Consider the following 25137-nt stretch of genomic DNA (forward strand, 5'->3'; position numbering starts at 1 on the left):
GACAAAACATCAGGGGGGTCAAAATTGGGCGCCGATACCCCCGTCTAAGGGGTCAAGATTGCATGCCGAAGCACAGTGGTGCCTCAAAACCCCCGATCTCGAGAAGCAAATCGAGGATAAGCGAAACCGGAAGGGCATATACGCATGGGGTGACGGCACCTGAATGCCTGTTCCCACATTCAACATCCGTTCACGATATATTCGTGGGAAAAAGTTAGCTTAAGTCACTATTGTGATTCGACAATCGGAGGATTCAAAATCCTCCGCCGCAAGGCTTGCGAGTTCGAGTCTCGCCTCGGGCACCAGCGTATCTTATCGGTAAAATCGTGATTAGCTGACCGTCTTGCTTTCAGTGAGTAGTGCAAGTCTCACACCCGAATTCCCGCGGTCACGTTTTGGGCTTGTTCTGTTCCATCAGCATCTACGCGCCTTCGACAACCGCTTGCGGCTGCGCGCTGCCGTTAGAACTCCACCATCTCCGCGCTCTGGTTCGTGATAGCTTCGATCTGCCCATCTGGGCAGCCCGCCTCGGCTAGGGGACGATCATCAGCTTCCGTAAGCCATGCAGCGAGTAGCGCTCCACACGGTCGCCTATAGCTATGCGCCACGCCCTGAAGGCTCCTTCGCCCCAGTCACATGCCCCTTCGGTCCCGGTCCGGTCAGGTTTTATGGCCGCTATGAAAGCGCCCTGCTTCGGGATGGATACAACGTCTTCTCGTCCATCACCCCCATCCACGCCCGCGGAGGTGGTAGTGCATGCTTTCGGGAATGGCTTGAGCGTTAGCATTGCAATTGCGAGTTGATCCAGGCCGGACGGATCAACGCTGGTTGCACCTTATCGGAGACATTGTCTGAAGGGGAGAAGATGGCCAACGTCGCTTTACTCGTGACGATGCGGGAGGCGGGGGCCGCGGTTCTGCAGACGATCACCGGTTTGCGTTGCCCGTGGCTGGACGTCAAGCGCATCAATTGGGCTGGCGTAATCAGTATAACGTTCGACGGAAGCATGACGTGGGAGCCGCTGGATCTGTCGGATGTGTGATACGATTATCGGGCGTGGTGAAGCCTGCCCATGCGAACGATTGCCCACGATGCCATGGTCTCGGTTCAACAACGCAGAGGATCGACTGGGATCGATCGTATCCAGTTGAACAACCGAAATCATGGAATTATTCCGACCCAGTTAAGTGCTACTGTGGACCGCAAGCTTAGACTTTCAGCTCCACGGCCTTGGGAACTTTTTGGGGTAGATCACGGGTTTGACCCAGAACGGGCATTCTTCCTTCCGCACCTAATATTCGCACATCCTGGTCGCCGACGCCGCTGCCACACGGCCATGGCCTCAATCAAACCGAATCCTCGGCATGACGGTTGACGCAGGCGGTGTGCGGTGCTGCGTCAATGGTGGCCCATTTCTCAAAGCCGGGGGGCGGACGTTTCGTGACGCTGGACCACACGAACTTCATGTCCAACGGGGCCGCGTTCGCGAACGGGGACAGCGGCGTCTTTCGTCGCATGACGCTCTTCGATACTTTCCTGACGGACGCGGAAATGCAGGCCTGGGTTTTCATGTGCCAGATGCGCCTTCAACCGCAGATCCTCACCAGCTTGGCCGCCGATCTAGGGGAGCTTGCTGCAATGAAGACAGACGTGAAGGCGGCGGTGGCCACAGCCACGACCGGTGCCATCATCCACCTTGCCTAAAACAAAGCCTCCGCGGATCCGAGATCAACGCAGGAGCTTTCACTGGCGCGGTGGGGGAGGCGTCTGATGATGCTCTCCGTTCCAAGGGCCTCCTTCACTGCAAGGTGCCATCCGATATGATTTGAAGTTATTAATGGTTTCAGCCCGAGACAACGTCCACTAACCTTCGGATTTTAAGCCCTAATTGCAAGGTCACGGGATGAACGCTGATGCGCAACTGAACAAAGGGTCGCGGCGTGAATCTTGGCTGGACATACTTCGAGGGGTGACGATCACGCTCGTCATCTTCCACCACTGCTACCTGACCACAGCGGCGATGCTCACAGAGGCGGGTAGCGGCCTTCATCTTCCCTGGTATTCGGTGGACCGCATGTTGGGGATGGTAAGGATGCCAGCGTTCTTCCTGTGCTCCGGGATACTGTTTTCCACCGTTGCGTCGCGTGGCTGGAGCTGGTTCCTTCGGAAACGCCTGGCTTGGACCATTTGGATTGCAATGGTCTGGGGGTGGATCGCCGCTTGCGTCCTCGTTTTAGGCGTGGACCTTTATCCTTGGGGAACCCCGGGGCAGATCCGTTTGAGCCAGTGGGCTCTGATCACGCCGATCGGCAACATGTGGTTCATATACGCGATCGCAATTCTGGCAGCGTGGTCTATGGTGTTGGTGAACACTGGAAAGGCGGCCTCATTCATTCTGTCTATTGTTCTGGCCGTGACAGCGCTGCTTCTTTATCGATACACCGAGCTTCCTGCTGGCATCGACAACTTAGTTTTGAACTTGGGATATCGCGGATTTGTCTTTTTCTCGATGGGCTTCGTCTTTGCCAAGACTTTGCTGAAAACCCGGAAGATACGTGGGATTCATGCCTCTCTGGCTCTGGCGGTATGGACGGTTTGCTATTTCATCCATTCTCAGGCGACAGGGCCGCATGATCTCCTCCGTTTGCTGCTTTCAATACCTGCAACATTGTCTGTCGTTTATGCCCTCAGGTATCTCGTGATCAAGTGTCCCCAGATATGGCGCCCCTTCGAGCTCTTGGGCAGGAGGTCCCTTGAATTGTTCCTGACGCATCAGTTCATAATCGCATTGACCTTCATCCTGCTGCATCCCCTTGTCGGACACATCATCGGGGACGGGCTTGTGGCGATCCTCTTCGTCTTGACGCTTGCCCTGTCCATCATGGTTTCTGCCGTTCTAAGGCGGGCACCTTCGAACGCGTTCTTTGCCCTCCCATCAGGTCTTTTCAGCCGCACGCAAAGGAACCCGAATGCGGCTGGCTAAGAGCCACGAGGATTGTGTTCAGCCTGAAGGCTACTTGTCCTCTGAACGAGATAAGTCGGTCAAAGACTCGTCTGATCAACACGATCTGTGGAAAATTTTATCTTTACCCCATCGCCCTCCGCATGTTTTATTTCCTCGAAAAGTCAACAGCCTGAGGGATATGGATGCCGATCTTCAAAGTTGGGGGTAAGCTGTGCTACTTCGCCCATGTTCCGAAATGTGCAGGCACCAGCGTCGAGGACTATCTGAGCGAGCGTTTCGGGCAACTTGCCTTCCTGAACCGGAAGTACAACGCGAACAAAGCCGGCCAGTTCAGGACTTCGTCGCCGCAGCACATCCTGGCGTCCGACCTCGCCGGTTTCTTTCCGATGGGGTTCTTCGACCACTCCTTTGCGGTTGTTCGCCATCCCGTGGACCGGGTGGTCAGCGCCTTCCACTATCACCGTGACCGGGAGCACAACATCAAGTCGAAGGTCAGCTTCAAGGAGTGGGTCAAGCGACTGGAGGATTTCGGTGCCAAGAGCCACCAGGATTTTGACAACCACTTCCGTCCTCAGGCCGCGTTCATTCCCAAGAAGAGCCGGGTGTTCAAACTCGAGAACGGCCTCGACAAGGTGCAGGCTTGGTTGGACGAGATAGCGGGTGCACCGCACAGCACGAGCATCCCGAACCATTTCGCAGGCGCTTACAAGCCGCCGAGGATCGACGCCGCCACGATGGAGCGGCTGGAAGCGATCTATGCGAATGACTTCGAAAAGTTGGGTTACACGCGACGATCCGCCAAGGCGATTGCCGCGTAACCTTCGTTAAACGCACCTATGTTTCTGACAGGTTGCCCGCCCAGCGACTGCCTCGCCGCGACCGATCAAGGAGTTCCAGTGCTGCGGGCCGCGTGAGGAAGGACTGGCTCGTGATTATGAGTTGACGGGTCGTCAACCCGTGGTAGCTTTGGAACAAATAAGGAACATCACGGCAGGAGGCGTTGTGAGCAGTTTCTTCATGACGTCACGGGCGGCATTCTATCCAACTCGCGAGGCGTCTTCGCCATTCGCGCCCCAGGTAGAACCCGTGACTCCCTTTGTCTGACGCGCATAAAGAGATGGTGACAAGCATGCACACGATCCGAACGGAGATCCTTTCCCTTCCGCATGAGGAGCGGCTGTCCTACGCGCTTCATGTGATCGATACTCTGGTGGGGCAGGCGCTGGACGATATCGCATGGGTGCGTCGTCATCTTGGGGTATCGAAGAAGCAGGCGCAGATGATCCTGGCACTCAACGCCGCGTTTCCGCGCACGCTCTCGAAAGAGCAGATCATGACCGCGATCCATGGGCCGGGGTGGGAGCAGGACGAACGCGCCGTGGCCGTGATGGCGAGTCATATCCGCGCCCGGCATCCCGACCTGATCGAGACGTGCTGGGGCCTGGGCTATCGCCTGGCCCGCAAGATCGAGGTGGGCAACGACGTCATCGCCACGCGCGAGAAGGCGGGGGAGGCTTGGTCGCCGGAGGAGGATGACGACCTGCGCCGGATGTTCGAGAACGGCTCCGACATCTCCATCATCGCCGACGAGATGGACCGCAGCGAACGGTCCATCAGCGACCGCTGGCGTCTTCTGAGAAAGCGGGCGGAACGCGAGCAAGGCAGTGGAACGGATCGCAATGGCTGAACCGGCCGCAGGCCGGGGATTCAGGCCTTCAGGTCTTGCGGGAAGGCGTCGATCAGCCCTTGGGCCACCGCGTCCAGTCGGGACGCGTCGGGTGTCTGGCCGCCTGCGGGGTGCGGCGCGCGAAGCCAGTCCTGCGCGTCCTTCAGCCGGACCGGGACCAGCGGTGCGCGGCCGATGCTGGTCGCGTAGTCGTAGAACTTGAACTGCGCGCTGCGGTGGATGTCGTCGCCCTCGATCCGGACGTTGGGAATGCCGTAGGCGTCGGCGATGATGATGCCGTGCAGCGACTGCGAGAAGATCTGCCGGCAGGAGGCGATCTGCCGGATGACGGCCTTGGCGCCGTTGGTGCGCACGTCGATGATCTCGATGTGGTCGCCGGCCCCGCGCAGCAGGGCCAGCGCCTCCTCCGTCACCTGCGAATGGTGAAGAAGAACGCCGATCTTGTCCGTCTGCTCCACCGGGCCGACGAGGCGCCGGGCCAGAAGGCCGGGATCGCCGAAGGGCAGGGGTCGGTGGTTCAGGACGGCCGCCGTCACCGGGCCGCGCAGCGCCACCACACGGGCGGCGTGGCACCAGTCGCCGTCCATCGCCTCCATGCAGCCGGTGCCCCAGATGACGGGGGGCTCATGCCCCTCGGCCCGTTTCACCACGCCTTTGCGCGCATTCCACATGATGCTCCCGACCGAGAAGACCTGAGCCGTCGACTCAGGTGCCCAGGCGACGGAGCGACCAGAGACGTGTTCAAGAACATCGCGGGACAGGGCATCGCCGAAGTTCGGGGACTTGTTCCACCAGAAGGCGCGAAGAGGTTCGGTCATCATGGTCCCGGCAGGTTGGGATCGGCGCCGCGGGATGGGCTGCCGCTTACGCAAACGGGTATAGGAACCCCCGCCCTATCTGTCCATCGGGCCACGGACGCGGAGCGGCAGAAAACTGCCGAGCTTGCTGCGCAAGTGCCTCATTTTGATTACAAATCACATAGAAATCGCTGCAGATCCGGGTGGCCCCAGTGCAGATTTTCCGCTACGGGCGCGAAAGAACGTGTTGAGTGTGGGGAGCATTTACCCCATATTAACTTTTGCGAACGGAGCGGCCACGCCGAACCAACGTCTGTTGTCTGAGTGTTGAGTAGCGAGTGCAGTTGGAAGCCCCCTCCACGCAAGCATGAAGGGCCGTCCCGTACCGGCCTGGTGCACATGATCATCATTAGCCCCGCTTTCGAGCGGGGCTTTTTTCTTGTCGTCGCACCTTTGCAATACAACCTAAACATGTATTCGGGGCGCCTGCAAGGGATGTTCTTGTCTTGCGCACAAACGGTATTACCGGGATTGTCCGAAAACCGGCCTGCGGCAAGCATGGCAGGCGTCACATCTTTTGGTTGATCCTCTCTTCGGGGCAGCGTGGCGGCCAGCCGGGTGTCAGGTGGGCAAGAATAGCCTTCAGACAGAGTGGGAGATCAATGCGCGGGATCCTGTCCGCTTGTCCTCGCGGCCGGCCAACGACCTGCGCGATTCGGAAAACCCGAACGAAACCCGTTAAGGATCATCTTGCTTTCACGATTCGTTCGCGGCACATGGCGCGCATGGCTCGCCGAAGAAAATCATATCGCCGCCCCGGTCCACAGGTTTGGATCGCCGGGGTTCTTTTGGTTGTCGCAATTTTTTCCTTGGGGGACAACATCCCGCTTGCCCGCCGCATAATGTTGGAGGTGGCGGAGCAGGTCCTGATCGCAACCCCGATCGGCAGCCTGCTAGGTGATCGCCTCATGGGCGGGGCGGGGGCGCGGGTGATCGACGGCGACACGCTTCAAATGGGCAAGGACCGTGTTCGGCTGCACGGGATCGACGCGCCGGAATCCCGCCAGACCTGCCGCCGCGGCCGCAGGATTTGGGCCTGCGGGCAGGAGGCGACGCGGGCGCTGGAACGTCTGATCGGCGCGTCGCAGGTGACGTGTCAGAAGCGCGCCACGGACCGCTATGGGCGTTCCGTCTCTGAGTGTCATGCCGGAGGGCAGAACATCAACGTCTGGATGGTGCGGCACGGCTGGGCGGTGGCCTACCGGCAATACGGCGGTGCCCGGTATGCCGCCGATGAAGCCTTCGCAAAACGGCGCAAATCCGGGCTGTGGGCCGGGCACTTCGTCATGCCTTGGGACTGGCGCAAAGGAAAACGTTAAACTTTGGAACATTGCGTGGCCGAAGATGTTGAAGTGGCATCAGGGGGAACACGCCATGTCCAGTGCACAGATCAACGTCCGAAAGGCACCGGCTCCTCGTCCGCCCAGGGTCGAGGTGTCGTATTGGTACCAGGCCGACAGCATTCCGCCAAAACACCAAGCGGAGTGAGCGTCATGAAACCTGTCCATTTCAGCATCAACCTCTCGCAATGCCTCTACAACGCGCTGCGGGCGGATTACATCAACCACCCGGTCGTGATGAAGCCCGAAGGGATGGCCCGCAGCCTTCCCGACATCGCGGCCGTTCCGCAGGACCCAACCCCGAAGGTGATCCATCATGGCGAATGAGCCCCGCAAGTCGAACGAAGACCGCGCCCGTCCCAAGCGTTGGGAAAACGAGCAGGCGGAGCACGAGGGTTCGTCCCATGATCCGTCGGAATTCGACGTGATGAATCCCGAGCGAACGAAGAACAAGCCGAACGACGACGTTCAGGAACAGCTCTGAATTTGTTGATCGGCGAGCGGCCCCTTCGCGATGCGAGGGGGCCGTTGTTGTTTCAGGCGGGGCGGCGCGACATGACGCCCTTGTGGGCTTGTCCCACCTCGACCAGTTCCGCTTCCACGTCCTCGGGGTCGGGTGCGAGCCAGTCGGTGGGGCGGTCGATGAAGCCGCGATCCGCCAGATCCTGCGCTAGGGTGGCACTGTCCAATTCACCATAGCTGCGATCGTCGGGCTTGGCCTTTCCGGGGCGCAGCCAATTGGCGCGGACATGGTCCAGAACCTCGGTCGTGACACCCATGCCGGTCATCTGGTTGACGATGTTCTTGTAGTCGGCAGCGCTGCGGCGCAGGATCACGCCGACCTTCTGCGCCGGCTGCGCCACGAAGCCAGCCAGATGGAAGGCCGATCCGTCCGCCCCCAGAATGTGCGTGGCCGCCTTGTACTGCGCCAGCTGGTCCGTGATGCTTTCCCGCTCCGGATGATAGATGCGGTAGCCTTCCTGTGCGAGGCTGCGTTCCACCGCCGTTTCGCCCACGAAGCTGCCGGTCTTCTTCGGCAGGCCGGAGCGGGAGAGGTAGATCTTGCGTTCCCCTGCCGGCGCGACGTCCTGCCCCGCCTTGCGCACGAAGGAGCGGAAGCGCGACGTGCCGAGCGAGATGTCCCCAAGGCCGAAGCCTTGCCCTGGCACGACCAGCGTTTCGACACGCGTGGGCTCCGTCACGATGGTAATGGGGCAGGTGATGCCGAAACGGGTCAGAAGTTCCTGCTGATAGCCGGCAAGGCGGTAGAACACGGGGCGGCCCATGTCCTTGGGCACGAAGATGAGGGAATCGAAGCTGTTGTCCACGGCCCAGAGGCGGGACACGGATTCGGTCACGAAATGGCCGAAATGGTGGAACAGGATGCCCGCCCAGACATGGCGCCCCCGCAGCGTCTGGGTGGGTTCCCGAATGTCGCACATTCCCCCACGATACATGGTGCCGTTGCGCCAAAGCGCGGCCTCCTGCACGGGCAGCCCATCGCGAAGAACCGTCCCCGAGATCGGCTCGATGTTCACGGAGGAGAGCTCGAGCGTTCCGTTCGCCCAGTCCGAGTCCGTGGTCGGCGGCCGGATCTGCGGTTGATGTACGTTCATGCGAAGGCTCCACATCCGGGTTCACGGGCAAAGCGTAGCGTTAACTTATTGCCCGTCAAAGTTGTTTTAATCCCTCGCGGGTTGCGCAATGATGAACGCGCCCAAAAATGTCTTTGGCAGGGCAAACCGGACCGACACGACAGCGGGGAAGTGGACATGCCGATCTTCAAGGTTTCAGGACAGCTGTGCTTCTGCGCCAGCGTGCCGGGATGCGTGGAGCCGTCGCTGGAGGACCTTCTTCAGGGCCAGCTGGGCGCGCCGGCTTTCCTGAACCGCGGCTTCCGCAGCACGGGGCAGGCCTGGACGGCGACCTCTCCGCAGCACGTTCTGGCGCGGGATCTGGAGGCGTTGTTTCCGCCGGGCTTTCTGGACCACGCCTTTGCGGTTGTTCGCAATCCGGTGGATCGCTCCGTCGCGCTGTTCCACCGCCACCGTGACCGGGCCGGCACGATCCCGAAGGACATGCGGCTTGAGGACTGGGTGGAGCGCCTGAAAGGCTTCGACGACGGGGACCACGAACGCTTCGACAACCACTTTCGTGCGCAGGTGGATTTCCTTCCCGACACCGCCCGCATCTTCTGGGTGGAGGATGGGGCGGAGCCGTTGAACGCCTGGCTGAAGGAAATGGGCGGCACCGGCGTGGCGGGCCTGACGCCTCCACCGGCCGAGGCCGTCGCTCCCGTGACCCGGACGGCGATCGAAGCGCTGTATCGGCGGGACATGGACCGGCTGGGCTATGGCGCCGCGCGCCCGGTGGGGGTGTTCATGCACGTCTTCTACGAGGACGTTCTGGAAAAGCTGCTGGAGCATGTGCGCCGCATCCCGCAACCCTTCCGGCTCTACATCTCCACCACGGCGACCAACGATCTGGAACGGATCGCGGCCTTGGCGCCGGAGGCGGAGGTGCGGGTGTTTCCGAACCGGGGGCGGGACATCTGGCCCAAGCTGTGGGGCTTTGCCGACAAGTACGACCAGCACGACGTGGTTCTGCACCTGCACACGAAGAAGTCGGTGCACAGCGGGCTGTTGCGGAACTGGCTCGACTCCATCCTGGCCGCTCTGCTGGCGGACGGCCCCCGCATCGACGCCATCATCGAGGAGTTGCGAACCGACCGCGCCGGCATCGTCAGCCCGGCGATCCACCCCTCGCAGGTGAAGCATTGCCGTTGGAAGAAGAACTTTGCCGAGGCGCAGAAGATCGCGCAGAAGCTGGACATGCCCCTGCGCCCGGACGACAACGCGCCCTTCGACTTTCCCGCCGGCAGCATGTTCTGGGCCCGGACGGATGTGCTGATCCCGCTGGTGAAGCTGGACCTGTCACAGGATCATTTCCCGGAAGAAGGCGGCCAGACCGACGGCACCCCCGCCCATGCGATCGAGCGTCTTTACGGCGTTCTGGCGACGCGGATGAACAAGGACATCCGGTTCCTGCCCCAGCCGGCCTGAGGCGGGACTAGGACGCGGCGAGCCGGTCGAGCCGCTTTCGGAACGTCTTGTTCAGCGGAGCCTTGGCCGGGACGTAGAGGTGCTTGCGATCCGTTGGCGAGCCGTACCGCGACAGTGCGTCATCGGCGTCGCACACGAAGCGGTCGCCAACCAGCGCCTTCACCTCCTCCCGGACGGGATCCAGCGCCTGTTCGTCAAAGCGGTAGGGGACGGCCTGCTCGATGACGCTGGCCTTGAAATCCTCGAACCACGGGATGGGATCCCGGTCCATGCGTTTCAGCAGCTGCCGGAAGCCGTGGGAGTCCCAGCCCCAGTCCCGCCCGGTGCGGCGCTGGTTGATCTGGCGGGCCAGCTCGATCTTGGCGAGACTCGGCGCCGCGTTCTTCTTCTTCAGGCCGGCATGCGGCAGTTCCCCCGTCAGATAGCGCTGCGAGAAGGCACCGAGGATGTCGGTTCTCGATCCGCGGATCACGTCATAGGAGAAGACGTCAAGCACGTTGTGCCCGAATACCTCGGTGATGCCGCGAAGCTGGGTCACGGGATCGAAGAAGGCCTGCCCGCTGGTCTGGTTGGCAGGAAAGCCGTCCGCGACCTCGGCAAAGGTGGCGGAGCGGCCCTGCTTGATGGTTTCCTGCCAGAAGGAATACAGGGCATCCGGGATGCGGCGCAGGAAATAGACCACGCGCACCTCATGCCCCTCCAGCAGGTTGCGCAGCCGGCGCAGCTGGTCGGTGTTGAGGAAGCTGAAATCCTCGCTCGACAGGATGACCGTGTCGCATTCGATTTCGGCGCAGGCTGCGAGCAGCTTGTCGCGGTCGAACTTCCTGACCTTCCAGCCCAGAAGATCATGCGCCAGCGCGTGATGGGCGTCGTCCTGGCCGGGATAGAGAACCCCGTTGCGGGCCAGATGGTCCCGATTTTCCTGCCAGAACCGTTGAAGCGCTGTGGTGCCGGTCTTGTGGGGTCCGACATGGAGGAGAATCGTTCTGCGCATCCCGTTCCCACCTGCGTCAAAAGGCCGCGGGGTATGCGGCCTTCCCTTCATGCGCCCGAGGAAGAGGAATTTGCAACCTTAAAGTGTATTAATCGGCATATTGTCTGCTTAAGGGGTAAAGACCGCGCGCAGACAGCCGTCCGCCTTGGTCTTGAACAACTCATATCCATGCGGCGCGTCTTCCAGTGACATCCGATGCGTCACGAGGAAGGTGGGGTCCAATTCGCCCTTCTGCGCATGCTCCAGCAGGCGGGGCAGATAGGCTTGGCCATGCTGCTGCGCCGCCTTCACCGTGATGCCCTTGTTCATGATGACCCCCATCGGGAACTTGTCCACCACGCCATAAACGCCCAGAACCGACAGGACGCCGCCCTTGCGGCAGGCTACGGCGGCTTCACGAAGGGCGATCGCGCGGTCGGTGTGCATGTAAAGCTGCTGCTTCACGAGGTCGTGGGCGTAATGCAGCCCGCGGCCATGCGCCTCCATCCCCACAGCATCAATGCAGGCGTCGGGGCCGCGGCCGTAGGTCATCTCCTTCAGCGCCTCGGGGACGCTGTCCACCTTGGTGTAGTCGAGGATCTCGGCCCCCACCACATCCCGCGCCAGCCGAAGGCGTTCGGGGAAGCGGTCGATGGCGATGACCCGGCCCGCGCCCAGCAGGAAGGCCGATTTCGCGGCCATCAGCCCGACCCCGCCGCAGCCCCAGACGGCGACCGTGTCACCCGGTGTGATGTTGCAGAAGTCGGCGCCCATGAAGCCGGTGGGGGCGGCGTCGGACAGGAACAGCGCTGCCTCGTCCGAAACGCCGTCGGGCACCTTGAAGCAGTCCACGTCGGCGTGGGGCACGCGAATGTATTCGGCGTGGCTGCCTGCATAGCCGCCGAAAGCGTGGGTGTAGCCATAGATGCCGGCCGTGGCGTGGCCCAGCAGCGGCTCCTGCAACTCCGGCTTCGGATGGGTGGTGTCGCAAAGGGAGTAGAGGTCGTGCTGGCAATACCAGCATTCCCCGCAGGAGATGAAGGACGGCACCACCACCCGGTCGCCCTTGGCGATGGTCTTCACAGCGCGGCCGACTTCAACCACCTCGCCCATGAACTCGTGCCCGATCACGTCCCCGGGGCGGGCCGAAGGGATGTAGCCCGATATGAAGTGAAGGTCCGACCCGCAGGTCGTGGTCTTCAGCACCTTCAGGATGACGTCGCGCGGGTTGAGGATGGACGGATCCGGCACCGTTTCCACACGCAGGTCGTTGATGCCGTTCCAGCAGAGTGCACGCATCGGAAGTTCCTTTGAATCAGCGACGATCGTCCCGCGCAGCGGGCTGGCCTTCGGTGGTGGGCACCTCGCCCGTCAGGGCAAGGCTTTTCAGGAAGTGCAGGGATTTTATCACATGGGCCTTGGGCGCGGTCGGTCCCAGAAGCGACACCGCCGCCCGCCCCAGCATCCCGCCCGGCGGGTCGAAGCGGACATGCATGCGCACGCCGGTTCCGCGATCGGGGCCGACGTCCTGCAGGTGGAAGGTGATGGCGGTCACAAGGCCGCCTTCGCTGCGCCACTGCACGCTGCGGTCGTTGTCGTCCGTCCGGCGCATCGTCCATGGCGTGATAAGGCCGCGGGATCGCGGGAAGGACCAGACCGTCGCGCCGTCCGTCTGCGCCTCGACATGGGCGTGGAAGCCGGCGATGGCCGCAAGGGTTTCGGGTTTCCGCAGCAGGTCGCGCAACTCTTCGACGGGGCGGTTCACGAGGATGACCTGCTCCACCTCCGGATCGTCGGCGGTGGGGCCGCCGGTCGCGCGCCGCTGGTCGCCGCGCGGGGAGGGTTCGGCCGACAGCGCCTCGGCGCAGAGCGCATCGAGGGCGGTGAGGCCGGCCAGGCCCGCAAGAGTGGCGGCGCCAATCGCTCGCTCGTCATCCTCGGCCAGTGCGGTGGCGGTGCCGACCGTGGCCATGTCGGCCATGTCACCGCCCAGGCGGGCGAACATCCACGGTGCGCGATCCGCGCCTTGCGTGGTCAGGATGCCAAGGCCACAGATCAGTTCGCGCACGCCATAGGCCTGGATCAGGCTTTCCTTGCCTTCCAGTGCCAGCGCGCGCGTGAAGCGATGGGGCGCCAGAAGTTCCGCCGCGCCGAGGCCGATGGAAAACCATCCAAGAGCGGTGGAGATCGAATGCGCCCTGTCGCCGTCAAGACGCGGGCGGGCGAGGGCGAAGGTCGGGGACCGTGTCGGCAGGTTCATGTCCGCTCCATCCAGAGGGGGCGCGGCCTTGATGGGCCGCGACCGGGGTCGATCAGGCGAGGCTTTGCTTGATGCCGCGCAGCATGGCGAGGTGCGTCTCGATCGACGGGACGCCGACGATGGATGCGCCGCGCGCCATCGGATCGCTGCCGTTCTTTGCGTAGGCGGCGTGGATGTCGTGAAGTTCCTCATGCCCGGCAATCTGGCCGTCAACATACATCCTGTCGAACTCCGGGCCAGCGGGTGCGGCCTGAAGCTGTTCCAGCAGGGCCGCGTGCTTTTCCGTCACGCCGCCGACGCCCGGCTCGGCGCCGAAGGCCATGGCGGTGGCTTCCTGTTCCGCAACCTCCAGCGCGGCAAAGGTCTTGACGGCGGGCGAGGTGCCCTTGTCGACTGCGATGCGGCTGCTGAGAAGGGCGAAGTTGCCGCCCAGAAGGGCTGGCTGCTTGGCCGGATCGGCGGGCGCCGCGGTCTGGGCCAGCGCGCCGAAGGGCAGGGCGGCGGCAACGGCGGCCCCGGTGACGAAGATATGTCTGCGATTCATGGATGCACTCCCCTGAAGTTGCACAGGCGCAACCGGAAGGCCGGGTGAAAGTTCCGCAGGGTCGTGGCTTTGGGCGGCGGGCCGCTGCCGCTTACTCCACCCGCGTCAAGGGCGCGGCAGGAGCGGGATCCATGAGGTGCATGCCGTTTTTGGAAAAGCCGAGGGCGGCCATCAGAAGGAGGCAGGCCACCAGCGCGACCGTGCCGAAGATCGCGAACCGGCTCGCCGGCTCCTCGGGTTTGGGATGGTCGTCGAGGTCGTGATGGGCGGCCGCCGCGAGGATTTCGTCGATGTGGCGCTGCGTTTGGCGGTCCACGTTTCCGTCATGTCGTTTTGCGGCGGCCACCAGCGCCGCAAACTCCGCCGGGCCGAGGGTGGAGCCGTCGGGGAGCGTGACCTTTCCCGGCCGTTGCAAACGCCCGGGACGGGAGGCAGGGGGAAGATCCATGGCACGCTCCTGTGGCAGACGGAACGCTGCCGGTCGGGACTGCGATCCCGCACCACCAAGATGGTTAGGAAATATCCTTTCTTCAAGATTGCGCTTGGATAAACCATGACACGCCTGAAGCGGCGACGCCATGGTCGACCGTCAGGCCGACAAATCAGAAGATCGGACGCGTGCCGGCGGGACAGGTGACATTGGCGGTGGTGCGGCCATCCTCGTTCCGGATGCTGTTCATGGCCACGGGGCAGCCGGCCGCGTCCCGGATCGCGCGGAGGTTTCCGACATAGACTGCCGAGTCCGGCGCCTCACCCTTCAGAAGCGTGTTGTTCATCACGGCGGCATAGCCTTCTCCGGCGCGACGGACGGTGTGGTCGCGCCCTTCCACCTGCACCACCTGACGGCCCGGAAGATAGCTGGACGGGGTACAGGCGGTCGCAAGAAGCAGCGGGATCAGGATCAGGCCACAGCGAAGCGTGGCATTCCGGGATTTTTGCACAGGCATGGATTTCCTCATGGGTTCAGGAGGTTATACAGAATTTCCTGAAGCGTTTCATGAAGATGTGCATCTTTTTCCACTTATCCCCAGAAACCTTTCTCTAGCGAACGGTGTGACATTGACGTTCACACAACCTTAGGTTTAGTATGAGAACATAAAGAGAACTAAGGAGACAGGTCCTGTGGACCAGGCAGAGGAGATCAAGGCGACGCTGGCCGCGCTGACGCGCGATCAGAAGCTTGAACTGCTGCTGGCGATCAGGTCTCACCTTCAGGACGCAGGAACGCCTGCGCCATGTTCAGGAAGCGGCGACGTTCCTCAGGGGGCATCTTAGCGATGGTGTCGGTCAGTTCGCGATCCAGTTCCTCGTCGGTGGGTTCGGTGAACAGGGCGCTCATCGGAAGGCCCAGCCCTTTGGTGGCAATCTTGTGGATCGTGTCCAGACGGGGCGAATTGCTTTTGCCCTTGAGGATGTCGTAGACGCCGGTCGGGTTGATGCCGGCGCGCCGGGCCACTTCGGCCGGGTTCGTGCCCATTCGGGCAATGGCAGCCTCGATGTTCCGTGCCACGATCATGACGATGACATTGCGTTCCATGCTTAGGTAATATCCTAATCCGGACCCGGCGCGCTAGTAGGAAAATTCCTGTTGACGGCCATAGGAAATATCCTATCATCAAATCAAGGCCCGTCATGTTCGGTGCAGTTTCCGGGTCTTGCGACGGTGTTGGGATCGATCCCCTGCGCCGCACCAGCAAATCGCGAACAGGATTTGTGAACGGTGGAACATCGCGGCGCAGGACGCTGATCCCACGCCAGGACCTATTGCGGCCTTCGCCCTCGCAGCTACTGCGGCGTTCGCCGGGCCGCTGCCACATCCGCGAGGTCGACCGCCTCTGGCAAGCCCCTCAGAAAAGGAACAAAAGATGAACGTCTATGTTGCCTACGACCCCTTCTGGAGCGACGAGATGACGGCGCACGTCGCGCCCATCCGCCGTTCCCCCAACCCGATCCGCAAAGGTCTGCCGCTGGTGGAGCGTGAGGCCATCTTTTTGCGCCACCACGGGCTGCCGGTGCAGCGTGCCGCCCTTCAATCCACTGATTTTGCCGAATGGATGCGCGTCGTTCTTTACCTGGCCCGGCGAAGCGATCCCTATATGTTCGACGCTGTGGGCAGCATCCGCGATCAGGACCGGTTCACGCAGTGGATGGCCGCGGCCTATCCGCCAAAAGAAACATGAGGACCACTTACCCGGTGACCGGAGCCCTTTGACGAAGGAGCCGTGATCATGCCCTTCCGCATCGTCCACATCCTTGGCCTTGCCGCACTTGTGGTGGTGGCGCTGTGCCTGATCGGGTGGGGATGACGATGCAGGGGAAGTTCCGGCGGCCTTAACCCCACAGGCACAGGAGTTGAGCATGACCCGTATCACCACATCGCGAACCTTCGACTTCTGCTGTCCAATGCGGACGTGTTCGCGGCTGGCGCCGGCTCGGTCGGCGGCCGCTGGGGAGGTGGGCGCATGCGATCCCCGCTGAACCTGCTGTGCTCCCTTGGCCATTCGTGCCTTGGTTTTCTGGCCACGATGGACCGGGACGGGCGGGGGGTGGAGTATCACATGACCCGGATTCTGTTCCTGATGGGGCTGATCCTGCTGATGCCGGAAAACACCCTCAGCCTGCAGACCTATCAGGAGATCGCCAAGTACGGCCTGTCCGAGATGGTGTTCGCGGTCTTCCTTCTGGGATGCGCGGCGATCCGGTTCGGGGCGCTTTACGTTGACAGCTATCATGTCCGGGCGCCGCGCTGGCGGGCGACCACGTCCTTCTTGTCCTGCATGCTGTTCGGAATGCTGTCGTACAACGTTTGGTTCGACTACCTCGCCGGAACGTCGCTTGGCCCCGGATTTTTGCTGGCGATCTTTCCGGCTTTCATCGTCGCCGAATTCCGCGCGGCGTCCCGCCTGCGTTGGGAGCGCACCCGCTATGCTGCCCGTTGATGCCCTGACCGAACAATCCCTGCGCGACTATGGCCTGATGGGGACGCTGGCGATCCTGGGGTTCATCTTTGCCATCGTTTACATGTGGAAGCGCCCGTCTGCGGACCCTTCGGCGGCACCGATGGAAGCGTTGAAGGACACGACCAAGCTGATCCCCTTTGTTCTGGAGGAAGCGCGGGAAGGCAATCGTCTGGTGCGCGAGATGCTGAACCGGCAGGATCATGCCCGCGCGCGGCTGGAGCGGCTGGAGCATGAGATTGGAATCGTGAAGGACAGAATGCCCCGCTAGGCCTGCGGAGGATCAGGAACCCGGGCTGTGGCCCGGGCTCCGCACTCGGAACCGCGTCACTCGTTAAAGTTGCGTTCTACAAGCTTTGCTTCAACATGTGCAGGGTCAACTCCGTGCGCGGGAGTGCAGGTGACTGTGCGCCTGGGACAAGCGCCCTTGGAAAAAGGTCCCGCTTCCGGACGGATGATCGTCAGTCCTCGTCCTTCGCATGCTCTTTTATGGCTTTGAGGGGCCCGTCGTCGACGGCCTCGCCATGCCCGTCATCCCGCGTGTTGTATTTCGTGGGGGCCGTGGGTGAAACGACAGAGTCTCCACCCTCGCTGGCCACGCTTGCGGGTTGCTTGGTGCTGGCATCAGTTGGTTCATCCGGGAAACGGGTGTGGGTGGAGGCCGGGTCGTGGCGCTGTGCCCGCTGGTCGATCTCTTGGGTCATGATGTTCTCCTTTCCCGTTCAACCCCGCTCATGCCCTGTTTGTTTCCGTGCCCTGCGTCGCGGGGGCGGAAAGGGCCATGCGGCCGTCCGGAACTTTGCCGTCCGGGGGGCGTTGAGATCGGGACCGATGAAAGGGATACGAGATGTCGAAGCTGTTTATGTTGCCGGCCGTAACCTTTGCCGCCGCGTTGTTGGCCGGCCCGGTGCTGGCACAGGACGCGCCGGCAGGCGAAGGTGGCGCGGCGGTTGTGCCAAACACCACACCCGCTGGCCCGAACTACGACCCGCATGTCACGAAGGAAGAGGCCCCGGCCGCGCAGTCCATGGATCCGCCGGACGAAGGCACGAGTGGGGCCCCAACCGCCACGACCGGTACCCAGGATCTTGACCACGGAACCGACGCGGACACGACCAACGGCGACACGGCGGTGAAGCCGAAAAAGTAGATATAGCAGGGGGACAGGTGGGAGCGACGCGTTCGAGGAAAGCAGCGTTGTGCGCACGAGGCGCATCCCTTCCTGCTCCCTGGAGAGCTTCCGGATCCGCGCTGTGAACGATGGGGAAAGGCGACGCTTCGGCGTCGCCATTTTCATTATGGCAGGCCGGGGTTCCGGTGTGGACCCAGGCCATATTGTAAGAGGGTCATTCAGCAACACGCATGGGAGATGGCCTTCGGGACCCGGTCAACTGCGGGGCGATTTTGCAACAGAAATGGTCAGCTCATGTCCGTCTTGAGGCACGACCGTTTACAAGAACCACGTCATTGCCGACATATCTCGTCATGGACCTGCCCGGTCATGAAGGCCCCGTGCAGTCGGAAAGCCTGACGCGCCCAGCGACAGTCGTTCATCGCAGCGAGTCGCGGGCTTCGTAATGATGGACTGTTTCAGCGGTGCACCACCCGTTCCATATCAACGTCATTTTGGCGGCAGACCAGGATCTGGTCGCTTAGTCATTTATCTGAACGAACATAATGTTGTGCATGGCTTGACGTAAATGCTTGCGGGCAAGCCGGATCTTACTTCGCAAGATGGCAGATTACGGGCCGAATATCCTGAAGACCGTATCATACCCCGCCCGGACGCCGCGCTTTCAAAAGCGAAACAAGATGGCCCCATGTTGTCCATCCGGCGCCCTGTTTCGTCACCCGTCAGGTGCATCGACATGTGGTGTTGCGCGTGGCGGGGGACGCCCGCGCGGGGGTCCAGGGCTTCATTTTTCATTATCCAGCACCCTGCACCCGCGGATCATTTCGTATTTGGAGAGCAGGATGCCCATATCCCAGACGACCATCACCGGCTCGGTGAAAACGCCTGCCAACAGGGAGGCGAAGATCACGGGGGTGACCTTCCAGCTTTCGGATCTAGATTACGAGGCCGGCGAGATCATCGTCGCCAATCCCATCGCGGCGACCGTGGATCCGGAAAATGGTGATTTTTCGGTCGCTTTGTGGCCGAACGATGCGGGGATGGACGGCAACACCCGCTATGCGATGACCTTCGCCTTTTCCGACGGGTCGAGCTTGCCGGGGCTGAAGAGCGTCTACATCCGCGCCTCGGACACGCCCAAGACGATGGAGGATGTGGCCTTCGAGACAAAGGCCGCCGCGGCGGTCGCGCCTTACGAACTGCGCGTCCTGACCCAGGCGGAGTATGAGGCGCTGTCTCCGAAGGCGCCGACGACCGCTTACCTGATCCGTGGGTGACGCCATGAGGGATTACATCTCCCGTCACATCTCGGCCGTGTATGTCACAGATGCCAAGGGTAATCCGGCGCCGAGCGCGCTTGTTGACGAAGCCGGCGTGTCGCTGCTGGTGTCGGGGCTTCTTCCGCCTCGCGCGACGGGCGCTGCCATCGCAGATTGGACGGGCGCGGTGGGTGGCAAGCGTGCGACGTTCGATCTTGCGGCCTGCTTCACCGGCGCAACGTCCTACAGCGTGTCCCCGAAAAACCTTCCGGGCGTCACGCTGGCCGGATCCGTTCTGACCATTGCCCCCACCGCGGTGATCGCGCCCACGGTGGTCACGGTCGGTGCGCACAACACCCATCCGACACCCGCCTTGATGACGTTCACGCTGAGCGTAAATGCCGTGGCGCCGACGGTTATCGGCCCGCTGCCGGATCAGATTCTGGCTGTGGGCGATGCGGACATCCTGCTGGCCCTCGACACGCATTTCGCGGATGCCGCCTCTTACGCGGTCAGTCCTGAAGGGCAGGGCGTCACGATCAGTGGCCACACTCTGACGATCAGCGCGGCGGCCGAGCGGAACGCGATCTACAAGGTCATGGCGACGAACGGCACCGGACAGTCCGTCAGCGACAGCTTCACGCTGGCGGTTGCCGCGACACCGTCGCCCGGCTGGACGCCCGCCGCCATCTCCGGCGCATCCTGGCTGGACATGACCGACGCCCGCACGATGACCGTGGCAGACAATCGCGTCGCGCGCGTGGCACCCAGATCGGGTGGCGTGTCCCTTGTGCAGACGACGGCCGCCCATCAACCCTACGCGGATGGCGCGGTGGGGGGCGTGACGTCGGTCAGGTTCTCTGGCGCGCGCACGTTCTTCAACTTCTCCAAGCCCCTTCCTGCGGCGGCGACGGTTTGCTTCGTGATGCAGTCGCTGGGGTCCTGCACCCTGCAATCCGCTTTGGGTGGCGATCCCACGGTTGATGCCAGTCGGGCTCCGATGGTCCCTCTGGGGCAGCAGGGAGCGGTGAGCCCGGAAGTCGTCCGGAGCGCGGGCGTCGTCACGTGGCGTCGGAACGGGGAACTGCAGGCGCCCAAGACGCGAGGAAGCGCTTACGACCTGCTGTCTCCGGACATGGCGCCGTCCCTGCATGAATTCCAGATGACCGCCGCCTCCGGGATCGTGGCGTTCGGGGCCGCTCCCTTCAAATACTACCTCGGCGCCAGCGTTGCCGAGGTCATCATCGTTCCGGGTGTCCTGTCGGACAACGACCGCACGAACCTGAACGCCTATGTCCGTGCCAAATACGGGATCGGCGAGGTTCCTGTCACATCCACCACAACCGCAACCCCGACGGACAGCGGCGCTGTCATCCACATCGTTTAACAGGCAGTATCCATGGCAAACATGAAGATCTGGTGGCGCATCGCAGCGGTCGGCGGGGGTCAGCCCGGAGCCGCGCAGGCAATCGACGCCCCAAAACGCCCGAACGGGACCTGGTTCGAGATCACGGGCACGCCTGCCGATACCCTGATTGAATGGTCCGCGGTGTCCGCAACCGGCCCGTGGACAGCGCTTCGCACCAAGCCCGCTGTTGCGGAAGACCCGTCGCGCATTCCGCAGATCCGGACAAGCCCCGGCGGCCGGCCGAACGTCACCCCGGCCAAGCACTACCTGAACCGCGCGGCGGAGATGATGAACCCTGATGCCCATCCCATGCCAGGGATGTCAGAGATCACGCACCGGCAGGTGAAGTCCGGGCGCTGGTCCGATCCGGCCATCTGGGACAAGGGCACGAAGCCGGGGAACGGCGACTCGGTCTGGGGCGCCAGCGGCATGAAGCTGATCCTGGACGAGCAGAGCGATGCCATCCTGAACTGGGTCGGCGGCTCGATCGGCTGGACGTTCGAGGTGGACACGACAAAGGAGACGCGGCTGCGTTTCTGCACCTTCATGAACATGGGGGTGACAAACATCTGGGACGAGGGCGTGTCCTCCACGCCCGGCACGCCAAAGCACGAATTCGTGCTCCATCCCGTCGTGGCACCCGGCGCCAGCGCCAAGCTGGGCGTCATGCCCATGGGGCCGGTGCGCATGATCGGGGCGCCCATTCAGGCCAACTACCGCATGGGCACGCTGGCCGGCCAGACGCTGCCGGGTGCGCCCAAAGGTGCCACCGTGCTGCACATCCCCGGCTTTGCGGCGGGCGGCGGCGCGGCGGGGCATAGGCTGGTGGTGGGCGCGACGGAGTTTACCCCGGTCGCAGCGACGGACCCGCAATACACCGGGCCGACCAGCTTCTACAACAAGAGCGGCGGCATCACCCCTCCATCCATGCCGTTCGATCAGTTCCAGTTCAGCCAGAACGAGGAGAGGACCGTCACGGAAGTCATGGCGGGCGACATGGTGCGGATCGACAAGGCGCTGATCTACGATCACCTCGGCGCCGTCGAGACGATCCCGTCGCTGGGCGGGGCCGGCGAGGTCATCACCATTGCACCGTGCGTGAGCAACCTTACCCGCTCTATCCTGTTCCGCGCGGCGACCGCCGAAGAAGACGGTCACCTTGACGCGAACGCCGACATCACGGTTCTGCAGAAACGCCCGCATTTCATGGCAATGGCAACGGACGACGTGTCGTTCCGTCATATCGGCATCAAGAACTTCGGGCGATCCTCCACCGATCCTTCCTTCAAGACGCCGGCACCCGATTACGTGTATCAGGTCGATATGTCGGGCGGGCCGGTCTGGGCTTGGCCGCTGCTGAACAAGGCACCTGTCGAGGGGGATCCGACCACGGGTGTTCCGCTCATCGACCCGCTGAACGTCAACGGAAAATGGGCGTTCCACCTGCATTGGAACGGCGGCCCCTACCTTGCGTCCCGCATGGTCGATGTGGTCGGCCTGGCGGTCTATGCCCCCATCGACGCGGTTCCCATTCCCGGCTGGGCCATGACCCAGCATGGCACCCGCGCGTCGTTCGAGGACTGCGTGGTGTCCAACTTCCGGGGGGCGGGCTTTGTGACGGAACTCGGCCTGGAGATCGGTCAGTGGGTGAAGTGCTACGCCTATGGTGGCCGGGGTGATGGGACGATCAACAAGCTGAACGACCGTGCCGAGGTCTACACCGGGCATAACGGGCACGCGGGGGTGGCGTTCGAGATGCAGTCCCGCGCCCTGATCCTGCGCGACTGCGTGGGCATCGGTTGCCATTACGTCGCGCTGTGGCATGCCCAGAAGTCGATCCGCTGGACCCGTCAGTATCGTGGCGTGGATGTGCGAATGCTGGACGGGTTCGTCGGCTCCGAGCCGCCTTCGGCGGACGGCCAGTATGAATACGAGGACGTCCAGCCCGCCACGGTCCAGATCCCGCCGACTTTGGGCGTGGAGGGGCACGCCTCCTCCCACGGGATTTCGGTCATTCACCGGCAGGGGGAGATCCGCAAATACGACATGACCCCGGGCCTGTTTGACCGCTGCCACATGCTGAACGTCCCGCGTCCGGTGCAGGTGCCGCAATATTCGTCAGAATACTTCTTCTCCCACTGCCTGTGGATCGGCCCGCTGAACATGATGCACAACTCGGTGGCTGTGAACACCGGGACCGTCGCGCAAGGGTTCAGCTTTTCTTTCAATCACATGAAGAACTACAGGACCGGGTTCGGCAGCGTTTCCGGCCTCAACTGGAAAGGCGTCTTCGTCGAATGCACCTTCGACAACGTGAAGACTCCGTGGAACGACCCCATCGGGAACATCACCGAGCAGCTTGCCAAGGATCTGGGCCTTTGGGGCGTCATGGGGCCTTGGCGGCCGACGGGCGTGGCCAACCAGTTCTACCTGCGCACCTACGAGCCGGTGCCGCTGGCGGCCCTGCCTCTGAACTATCCGTTGCCCATCGTTCCCGCCGACCCGACCAAGACGACATTGGGCACCACCTATCCCAAGGGCTACAGCGCCATCGCCGTGGGCGATGTGCCGGTCTTCGTCCCGGACGCCCGCAACAAGACGGTCCTGACCCTGAACGGTGCCCGTGACCAGGGCAGCATCCGCGGCGTCTGGATCGACTGCGCAGGACCGACCGACCTTCCGGGATTCTACTCGCCGGAATCGTTCCCGAATGGCTATCGCGCGCGCTTTGGGGACCGGAAGCTGAAGGGCATCCGACCGGAACAGGTCATTCAGCGCAACGGCTGTTGGCTGGATGGCGCCGTTTGGAAGACGAGAACCCACCTCTTCTATGCCGACCGCGTGACCCATGTGCGGGCCGTGTCGTACATCGACTGGACCATCACCACCCCGACGGGAGCCGGGCTGGACTTCCTCAAGGCGCATCAGCTTGCGGGGCCGCCGCCGCTGGCGAAGTGGTCGGACGAACTGGAGGCCATTCCGGCGCACCCGCCGGCCCTGAAGCCGGTCGTTCGGGATCTGCGCTTCTTGTCCAACCTGAAGCTGGACGTGGTGTCCGGCCGGACGCTTTCGCACTCCATCGAGTTCAACGCGTCCGTCGTCAGTGTCGAGATCGTGGGGGGTGCGAACGCGGCCGACTTCGAACTGGCCAGCATGGGGCGGGTTCTGCGTTGGAAGAACAACGGGTCGCGCGCGTCCGGCACCTATACCGTGACCATCCGCGTGTCGGATTGGTGGGGCAACAGCGTGGAGGGCACGCACGAGGTCCTGGTGCAGCCGGCTTCCAGCAACCTGCTTCTGAGCGAGGTGATCGACACGTTCGAGCGGGCCGATGGTCCGCTGGAAACCGATCCTGCCTGGGTGAAGCTGCTTGGGCCGGCAGGGGGCCTGTCGATCCTGAACAAGACGGTGATTGCCAACAACGGGTCGAGCGGTTTTGCCAAGACCGTCTACAGCCGAGGGTCCCTCGGCTCCAGCGACATGGAGGTCAGGTTCTTCATGATCTCCGACCAGTCCAGGGCCGGCATCGTGTTCCGCATGGTGGACGAGAACAACTACCTGATGCTGGGGCGCGATCAGGGCAGCTACTACCTGCAAACATGTATCGCGGGTGTGTCCACGACCATCGCCAACTTCCCGTCGTTCTGGGGGACCATGCGGCTGCGGGTTCGTGGCCGACGGTTCGAACTGTTCCTTCCCGCTGCGATCTCGCATGTGGCCTATCCCTACGGGTCCAGCAAGATCACCACCATCGAGAATGACGAGTTGTCCGCCCCCGGCGTGTGCCTCCTCCCCGAGGATGCACCGATGGGGACCCAGGTCGGCATCTGCGGTGGCCCGTGGAAGACCCCGACATGGTTTGAGACGTTCGAAGCCCGGCGCCTTACGCCTTTGGGAGATGTTGTTCCGGAGGGAGGCATCGGCTCTGCCGGTATGGTGATGTGACGGCGCAGCCCTAGCGCCCTTGATGCCGCGGCCTTCACGGTCGCGGCGTCTTCTGATCTGCGTGCCTTCGCCCCGGGGGCGGACGACTATTGTGCTAGATCAATTTAATCTTCGCTGAACGCACCTATGTTCCTGACAGCTTGCCAATACAGCGCCTGCCTGGCCGCGAGAGCGACAACGAAAGGTAAGCAACGAGGATGATCTGCCACGTGCGCATGGAGGGTCACCATGGGCGCAACGCATTTATCACACTATCGCACTAGCCGGCTCAGGAGGACCTGCTCCCGTACGGCAAGTGCTCCAAATGCCGCCGGCACGGCGCAAAGGAGATCGCGTCGATGTGTCAGCCTATCCGTGGTCTTATGCGGGGACTGCCGGATTATCGCCAACCTGCTGGTCCAGATCTGATCCACATGACGGACTGTATCCCTGATCCCATTTGGCCTGCGCGTGCGGACACATTGGCTATGCCGGCACTTCTCAATGGCTGCACCGGGCTGAATTATGCACCGGGCGCGCTGTATGATGTGCGCGAACTGGTATGGAAAGACATTACTGCTTTCTGGAGGATAGGGGGGCGAACGTAAAACAGGTCCGCCGTATCTGGAAGCGCTAAATTTCTTCGGCAGTCTTTCCAATCCGCCGGGGCCGAATGTTGTGGAGCATCGTTATGTGTCAATCGGCGCGCAAAACTGACCCCTTATCGGCGCCCAATATTGACCCCCCTGATGCGGTTTGCGCGGGGCCT

The 25137-nt window shown here is 62.5% G+C and carries 26 protein-coding genes; 16 read left to right on the plus strand and 10 right to left on the minus strand.

Features of this window, described 5'->3' with window-relative positions:
• Positions 1-865: 865 nt before the first annotated feature.
• From PIJ50_RS15695 to PIJ50_RS15715, 5 genes are all read left to right on the plus strand, one after another.
• Entirely contained in the window at positions 866-1042 is a 177-nt protein-coding gene (locus PIJ50_RS15695) for a hypothetical protein (RefSeq protein WP_271976505.1), read from the plus strand.
• A 398-nt stretch (positions 1043-1440) separates the two neighbouring features.
• Positions 1441-1704, plus strand: coding sequence for a hypothetical protein (locus PIJ50_RS15700; protein WP_271976506.1), 264 nt, complete (start codon positions 1441-1443; stop codon positions 1702-1704).
• 199 nt (positions 1705-1903) lie between these two features.
• The gene (locus tag PIJ50_RS15705) at positions 1904-2983 is read left to right on the plus strand and encodes an acyltransferase family protein (protein WP_271976507.1); all 1080 of its coding nucleotides are present in this window, start codon (positions 1904-1906) and stop codon (positions 2981-2983) included.
• 164 nt (positions 2984-3147) lie between these two features.
• Positions 3148-3783 (plus strand): sulfotransferase family 2 domain-containing protein, encoded by a 636-nt coding sequence (locus tag PIJ50_RS15710; RefSeq protein WP_271976508.1) that lies wholly within the window; start codon positions 3148-3150, stop codon positions 3781-3783.
• 311 nt (positions 3784-4094) lie between these two features.
• A complete protein-coding gene (locus tag PIJ50_RS15715) occupies positions 4095-4652 on the plus strand; it encodes a winged helix-turn-helix domain-containing protein (protein ID WP_271976509.1) in 558 nt (185 codons plus the stop codon).
• A 20-nt stretch (positions 4653-4672) separates the two neighbouring features.
• Here the strand turns inward: PIJ50_RS15715 and PIJ50_RS15720 are convergent, their stop codons facing one another.
• A complete protein-coding gene (locus PIJ50_RS15720; protein WP_271976510.1) occupies positions 4673-5323 on the minus strand; it encodes a glycosyltransferase family protein in 651 nt (216 codons plus the stop codon).
• A 902-nt stretch (positions 5324-6225) separates the two neighbouring features.
• Between PIJ50_RS15720 and PIJ50_RS15725 the strand changes: the two genes are divergently transcribed.
• The 3 genes from PIJ50_RS15725 (at position 6226) to PIJ50_RS15735 (ending at position 7333) form a co-directional block, all read left to right on the plus strand.
• Positions 6226-6828: a thermonuclease family protein gene (locus PIJ50_RS15725; RefSeq protein ID WP_271976511.1), complete on the plus strand. Its 603-nt coding sequence runs from the start codon at positions 6226-6228 to the stop codon at positions 6826-6828.
• A 174-nt stretch (positions 6829-7002) separates the two neighbouring features.
• Positions 7003-7176: a hypothetical protein gene (locus PIJ50_RS15730; protein WP_271976512.1), complete on the plus strand. Its 174-nt coding sequence runs from the start codon at positions 7003-7005 to the stop codon at positions 7174-7176.
• Complete coding sequence (locus PIJ50_RS15735) at positions 7166-7333, plus strand: hypothetical protein (RefSeq protein WP_271976513.1); 168 nt, start codon at positions 7166-7168, stop codon at positions 7331-7333. Before PIJ50_RS15730 ends, PIJ50_RS15735 begins: the two co-directional genes overlap by 11 nt.
• 52 nt (positions 7334-7385) lie before the next feature.
• Here PIJ50_RS15735 and PIJ50_RS15740 read toward each other — a convergent pair whose 3' ends face one another.
• Positions 7386-8465, minus strand: coding sequence for a glycosyltransferase family 61 protein (locus tag PIJ50_RS15740; RefSeq protein WP_271976514.1), 1080 nt, complete (start codon positions 8463-8465; stop codon positions 7386-7388).
• Between the two features lie 156 nt (positions 8466-8621).
• Here PIJ50_RS15740 and PIJ50_RS15745 point away from each other — a divergent pair, with 156 nt between their 5' ends.
• The gene (locus tag PIJ50_RS15745) at positions 8622-9911 is read left to right on the plus strand and encodes a rhamnan synthesis F family protein (RefSeq protein WP_271976515.1); all 1290 of its coding nucleotides are present in this window, start codon (positions 8622-8624) and stop codon (positions 9909-9911) included.
• Between the two features lie 7 nt (positions 9912-9918).
• On the opposite strand, the gene PIJ50_RS15750 is transcribed toward PIJ50_RS15745, so the two are convergent.
• The 7 genes from PIJ50_RS15750 to PIJ50_RS15780 form a co-directional block, all read right to left on the minus strand.
• On the minus strand, positions 9919-10905 hold the full coding sequence (locus PIJ50_RS15750; protein WP_271976516.1) for a hypothetical protein: 987 nt from the start codon (positions 10903-10905) through the stop codon (positions 9919-9921).
• Between the two features lie 108 nt (positions 10906-11013).
• Positions 11014-12183 carry a zinc-dependent alcohol dehydrogenase gene (locus PIJ50_RS15755; protein ID WP_271976517.1) on the minus strand — a complete coding sequence of 390 codons (1170 nt, stop codon included), beginning with the start codon at positions 12181-12183 and terminating at the stop codon, positions 11014-11016.
• A 16-nt stretch (positions 12184-12199) separates the two neighbouring features.
• Positions 12200-13144, minus strand: a complete 945-nt coding sequence (locus tag PIJ50_RS15760) for an SRPBCC family protein (RefSeq protein WP_271976518.1) — start codon at positions 13142-13144, stop codon at positions 12200-12202.
• Positions 13145-13196: 52 nt separating this feature from the next.
• Positions 13197-13688, minus strand: a complete 492-nt coding sequence (locus PIJ50_RS15765) for a DUF4142 domain-containing protein (RefSeq protein ID WP_271976519.1) — start codon at positions 13686-13688, stop codon at positions 13197-13199.
• Positions 13689-13779: 91 nt separating this feature from the next.
• Positions 13780-14136, minus strand: a complete 357-nt coding sequence (locus tag PIJ50_RS15770; protein ID WP_271976520.1) for a hypothetical protein — start codon at positions 14134-14136, stop codon at positions 13780-13782.
• 154 nt (positions 14137-14290) lie between these two features.
• Positions 14291-14635: a hypothetical protein gene (locus PIJ50_RS15775; RefSeq protein ID WP_271976521.1), complete on the minus strand. Its 345-nt coding sequence runs from the start codon at positions 14633-14635 to the stop codon at positions 14291-14293.
• Between the two features lie 251 nt (positions 14636-14886).
• Positions 14887-15225 (minus strand): helix-turn-helix domain-containing protein, encoded by a 339-nt coding sequence (locus tag PIJ50_RS15780; RefSeq protein ID WP_271976522.1) that lies wholly within the window; start codon positions 15223-15225, stop codon positions 14887-14889.
• A 328-nt stretch (positions 15226-15553) separates the two neighbouring features.
• Between PIJ50_RS15780 and PIJ50_RS15785 the strand changes: the two genes are divergently transcribed.
• The 3 genes from PIJ50_RS15785 (at position 15554) to PIJ50_RS15795 (ending at position 16916) form a co-directional block, all read left to right on the plus strand.
• Positions 15554-15868, plus strand: a complete 315-nt coding sequence (locus PIJ50_RS15785) for a hypothetical protein (protein WP_271976523.1) — start codon at positions 15554-15556, stop codon at positions 15866-15868.
• 282 nt (positions 15869-16150) lie between these two features.
• On the plus strand, positions 16151-16627 hold the full coding sequence (locus PIJ50_RS15790) for a hypothetical protein (protein WP_271976524.1): 477 nt from the start codon (positions 16151-16153) through the stop codon (positions 16625-16627).
• On the plus strand, positions 16614-16916 hold the full coding sequence (locus tag PIJ50_RS15795) for a hypothetical protein (RefSeq protein ID WP_271976525.1): 303 nt from the start codon (positions 16614-16616) through the stop codon (positions 16914-16916). Before PIJ50_RS15790 ends, PIJ50_RS15795 begins: the two co-directional genes overlap by 14 nt.
• Before the next feature lie 190 nt (positions 16917-17106).
• Here PIJ50_RS15795 and PIJ50_RS15800 read toward each other — a convergent pair whose 3' ends face one another.
• Positions 17107-17349 carry a hypothetical protein gene (locus PIJ50_RS15800; RefSeq protein ID WP_271976526.1) on the minus strand — a complete coding sequence of 81 codons (243 nt, stop codon included), beginning with the start codon at positions 17347-17349 and terminating at the stop codon, positions 17107-17109.
• Positions 17350-17492: 143 nt separating this feature from the next.
• On the opposite strand from PIJ50_RS15800, the gene PIJ50_RS15805 reads away from it, so the two are divergent.
• From PIJ50_RS15805 to PIJ50_RS15820, 4 genes are all read left to right on the plus strand, one after another.
• On the plus strand, positions 17493-17795 hold the full coding sequence (locus tag PIJ50_RS15805) for a hypothetical protein (RefSeq protein ID WP_271976528.1): 303 nt from the start codon (positions 17493-17495) through the stop codon (positions 17793-17795).
• Between the two features lie 824 nt (positions 17796-18619).
• Positions 18620-19054, plus strand: a complete 435-nt coding sequence (locus PIJ50_RS15810) for a phage upper tail fiber protein (protein ID WP_271976529.1) — start codon at positions 18620-18622, stop codon at positions 19052-19054.
• 4 nt (positions 19055-19058) lie between these two features.
• Complete coding sequence (locus tag PIJ50_RS15815; RefSeq protein WP_271976530.1) at positions 19059-20423, plus strand: hypothetical protein; 1365 nt, start codon at positions 19059-19061, stop codon at positions 20421-20423.
• A gap of 12 nt (positions 20424-20435) precedes the next feature.
• Entirely contained in the window at positions 20436-24389 is a 3954-nt protein-coding gene (locus tag PIJ50_RS15820) for a hypothetical protein (protein ID WP_271976531.1), read from the plus strand.
• Positions 24390-25137 lie beyond the last annotated feature (748 nt).

The organism is Falsirhodobacter sp. 20TX0035, assembly GCF_028307215.1.
GTDB lineage: Bacteria > Pseudomonadota > Alphaproteobacteria > Rhodobacterales > Rhodobacteraceae > Falsirhodobacter.

Bases quoted from the DNA above. Each gene is read 5' to 3' on its own strand.
- PIJ50_RS15725 (WP_271976511.1), top strand. From the start codon at position 6,226: ATGGCGCGCATGGCTCGCCGAAGAAAATCATATCGCCGCCCCGGTCCA.
- PIJ50_RS15760 (WP_271976518.1), bottom strand. From the start codon at position 13,144: ATGAACCTGCCGACACGGTCCCCGACCTTCGCCCTCGCCCGCCCGCGT.
- PIJ50_RS15765 (WP_271976519.1), bottom strand. From the start codon at position 13,688: ATGAATCGCAGACATATCTTCGTCACCGGGGCCGCCGTTGCCGCCGCC.
- PIJ50_RS15750 (WP_271976516.1), bottom strand. From the start codon at position 10,905: ATGCGCAGAACGATTCTCCTCCATGTCGGACCCCACAAGACCGGCACC.
- PIJ50_RS15720 (WP_271976510.1), bottom strand. From the start codon at position 5,323: ATGTGGAATGCGCGCAAAGGCGTGGTGAAACGGGCCGAGGGGCATGAG.
- PIJ50_RS15800 (WP_271976526.1), bottom strand. From the start codon at position 17,349: ATGACCCAAGAGATCGACCAGCGGGCACAGCGCCACGACCCGGCCTCC.
- PIJ50_RS15710 (WP_271976508.1), top strand. From the start codon at position 3,148: ATGCCGATCTTCAAAGTTGGGGGTAAGCTGTGCTACTTCGCCCATGTT.
- PIJ50_RS15790 (WP_271976524.1), top strand. From the start codon at position 16,151: ATGCGATCCCCGCTGAACCTGCTGTGCTCCCTTGGCCATTCGTGCCTT.
- PIJ50_RS15705 (WP_271976507.1), top strand. From the start codon at position 1,904: ATGAACGCTGATGCGCAACTGAACAAAGGGTCGCGGCGTGAATCTTGG.
- PIJ50_RS15810 (WP_271976529.1), top strand. From the start codon at position 18,620: ATGCCCATATCCCAGACGACCATCACCGGCTCGGTGAAAACGCCTGCC.
- PIJ50_RS15745 (WP_271976515.1), top strand. From the start codon at position 8,622: ATGCCGATCTTCAAGGTTTCAGGACAGCTGTGCTTCTGCGCCAGCGTG.
- PIJ50_RS15715 (WP_271976509.1), top strand. From the start codon at position 4,095: ATGCACACGATCCGAACGGAGATCCTTTCCCTTCCGCATGAGGAGCGG.
- PIJ50_RS15820 (WP_271976531.1), top strand. From the start codon at position 20,436: ATGGCAAACATGAAGATCTGGTGGCGCATCGCAGCGGTCGGCGGGGGT.
- PIJ50_RS15775 (WP_271976521.1), bottom strand. From the start codon at position 14,635: ATGCCTGTGCAAAAATCCCGGAATGCCACGCTTCGCTGTGGCCTGATC.
- PIJ50_RS15755 (WP_271976517.1), bottom strand. From the start codon at position 12,183: ATGCGTGCACTCTGCTGGAACGGCATCAACGACCTGCGTGTGGAAACG.
- PIJ50_RS15780 (WP_271976522.1), bottom strand. From the start codon at position 15,225: ATGGAACGCAATGTCATCGTCATGATCGTGGCACGGAACATCGAGGCT.
- PIJ50_RS15795 (WP_271976525.1), top strand. From the start codon at position 16,614: ATGCTGCCCGTTGATGCCCTGACCGAACAATCCCTGCGCGACTATGGC.
- PIJ50_RS15695 (WP_271976505.1), top strand. From the start codon at position 866: ATGGCCAACGTCGCTTTACTCGTGACGATGCGGGAGGCGGGGGCCGCG.
- PIJ50_RS15730 (WP_271976512.1), top strand. From the start codon at position 7,003: ATGAAACCTGTCCATTTCAGCATCAACCTCTCGCAATGCCTCTACAAC.
- PIJ50_RS15770 (WP_271976520.1), bottom strand. From the start codon at position 14,136: ATGGATCTTCCCCCTGCCTCCCGTCCCGGGCGTTTGCAACGGCCGGGA.
- PIJ50_RS15785 (WP_271976523.1), top strand. From the start codon at position 15,554: ATGAACGTCTATGTTGCCTACGACCCCTTCTGGAGCGACGAGATGACG.
- PIJ50_RS15805 (WP_271976528.1), top strand. From the start codon at position 17,493: ATGTCGAAGCTGTTTATGTTGCCGGCCGTAACCTTTGCCGCCGCGTTG.
- PIJ50_RS15735 (WP_271976513.1), top strand. From the start codon at position 7,166: ATGGCGAATGAGCCCCGCAAGTCGAACGAAGACCGCGCCCGTCCCAAG.
- PIJ50_RS15815 (WP_271976530.1), top strand. From the start codon at position 19,059: ATGAGGGATTACATCTCCCGTCACATCTCGGCCGTGTATGTCACAGAT.
- PIJ50_RS15740 (WP_271976514.1), bottom strand. From the start codon at position 8,465: ATGAACGTACATCAACCGCAGATCCGGCCGCCGACCACGGACTCGGAC.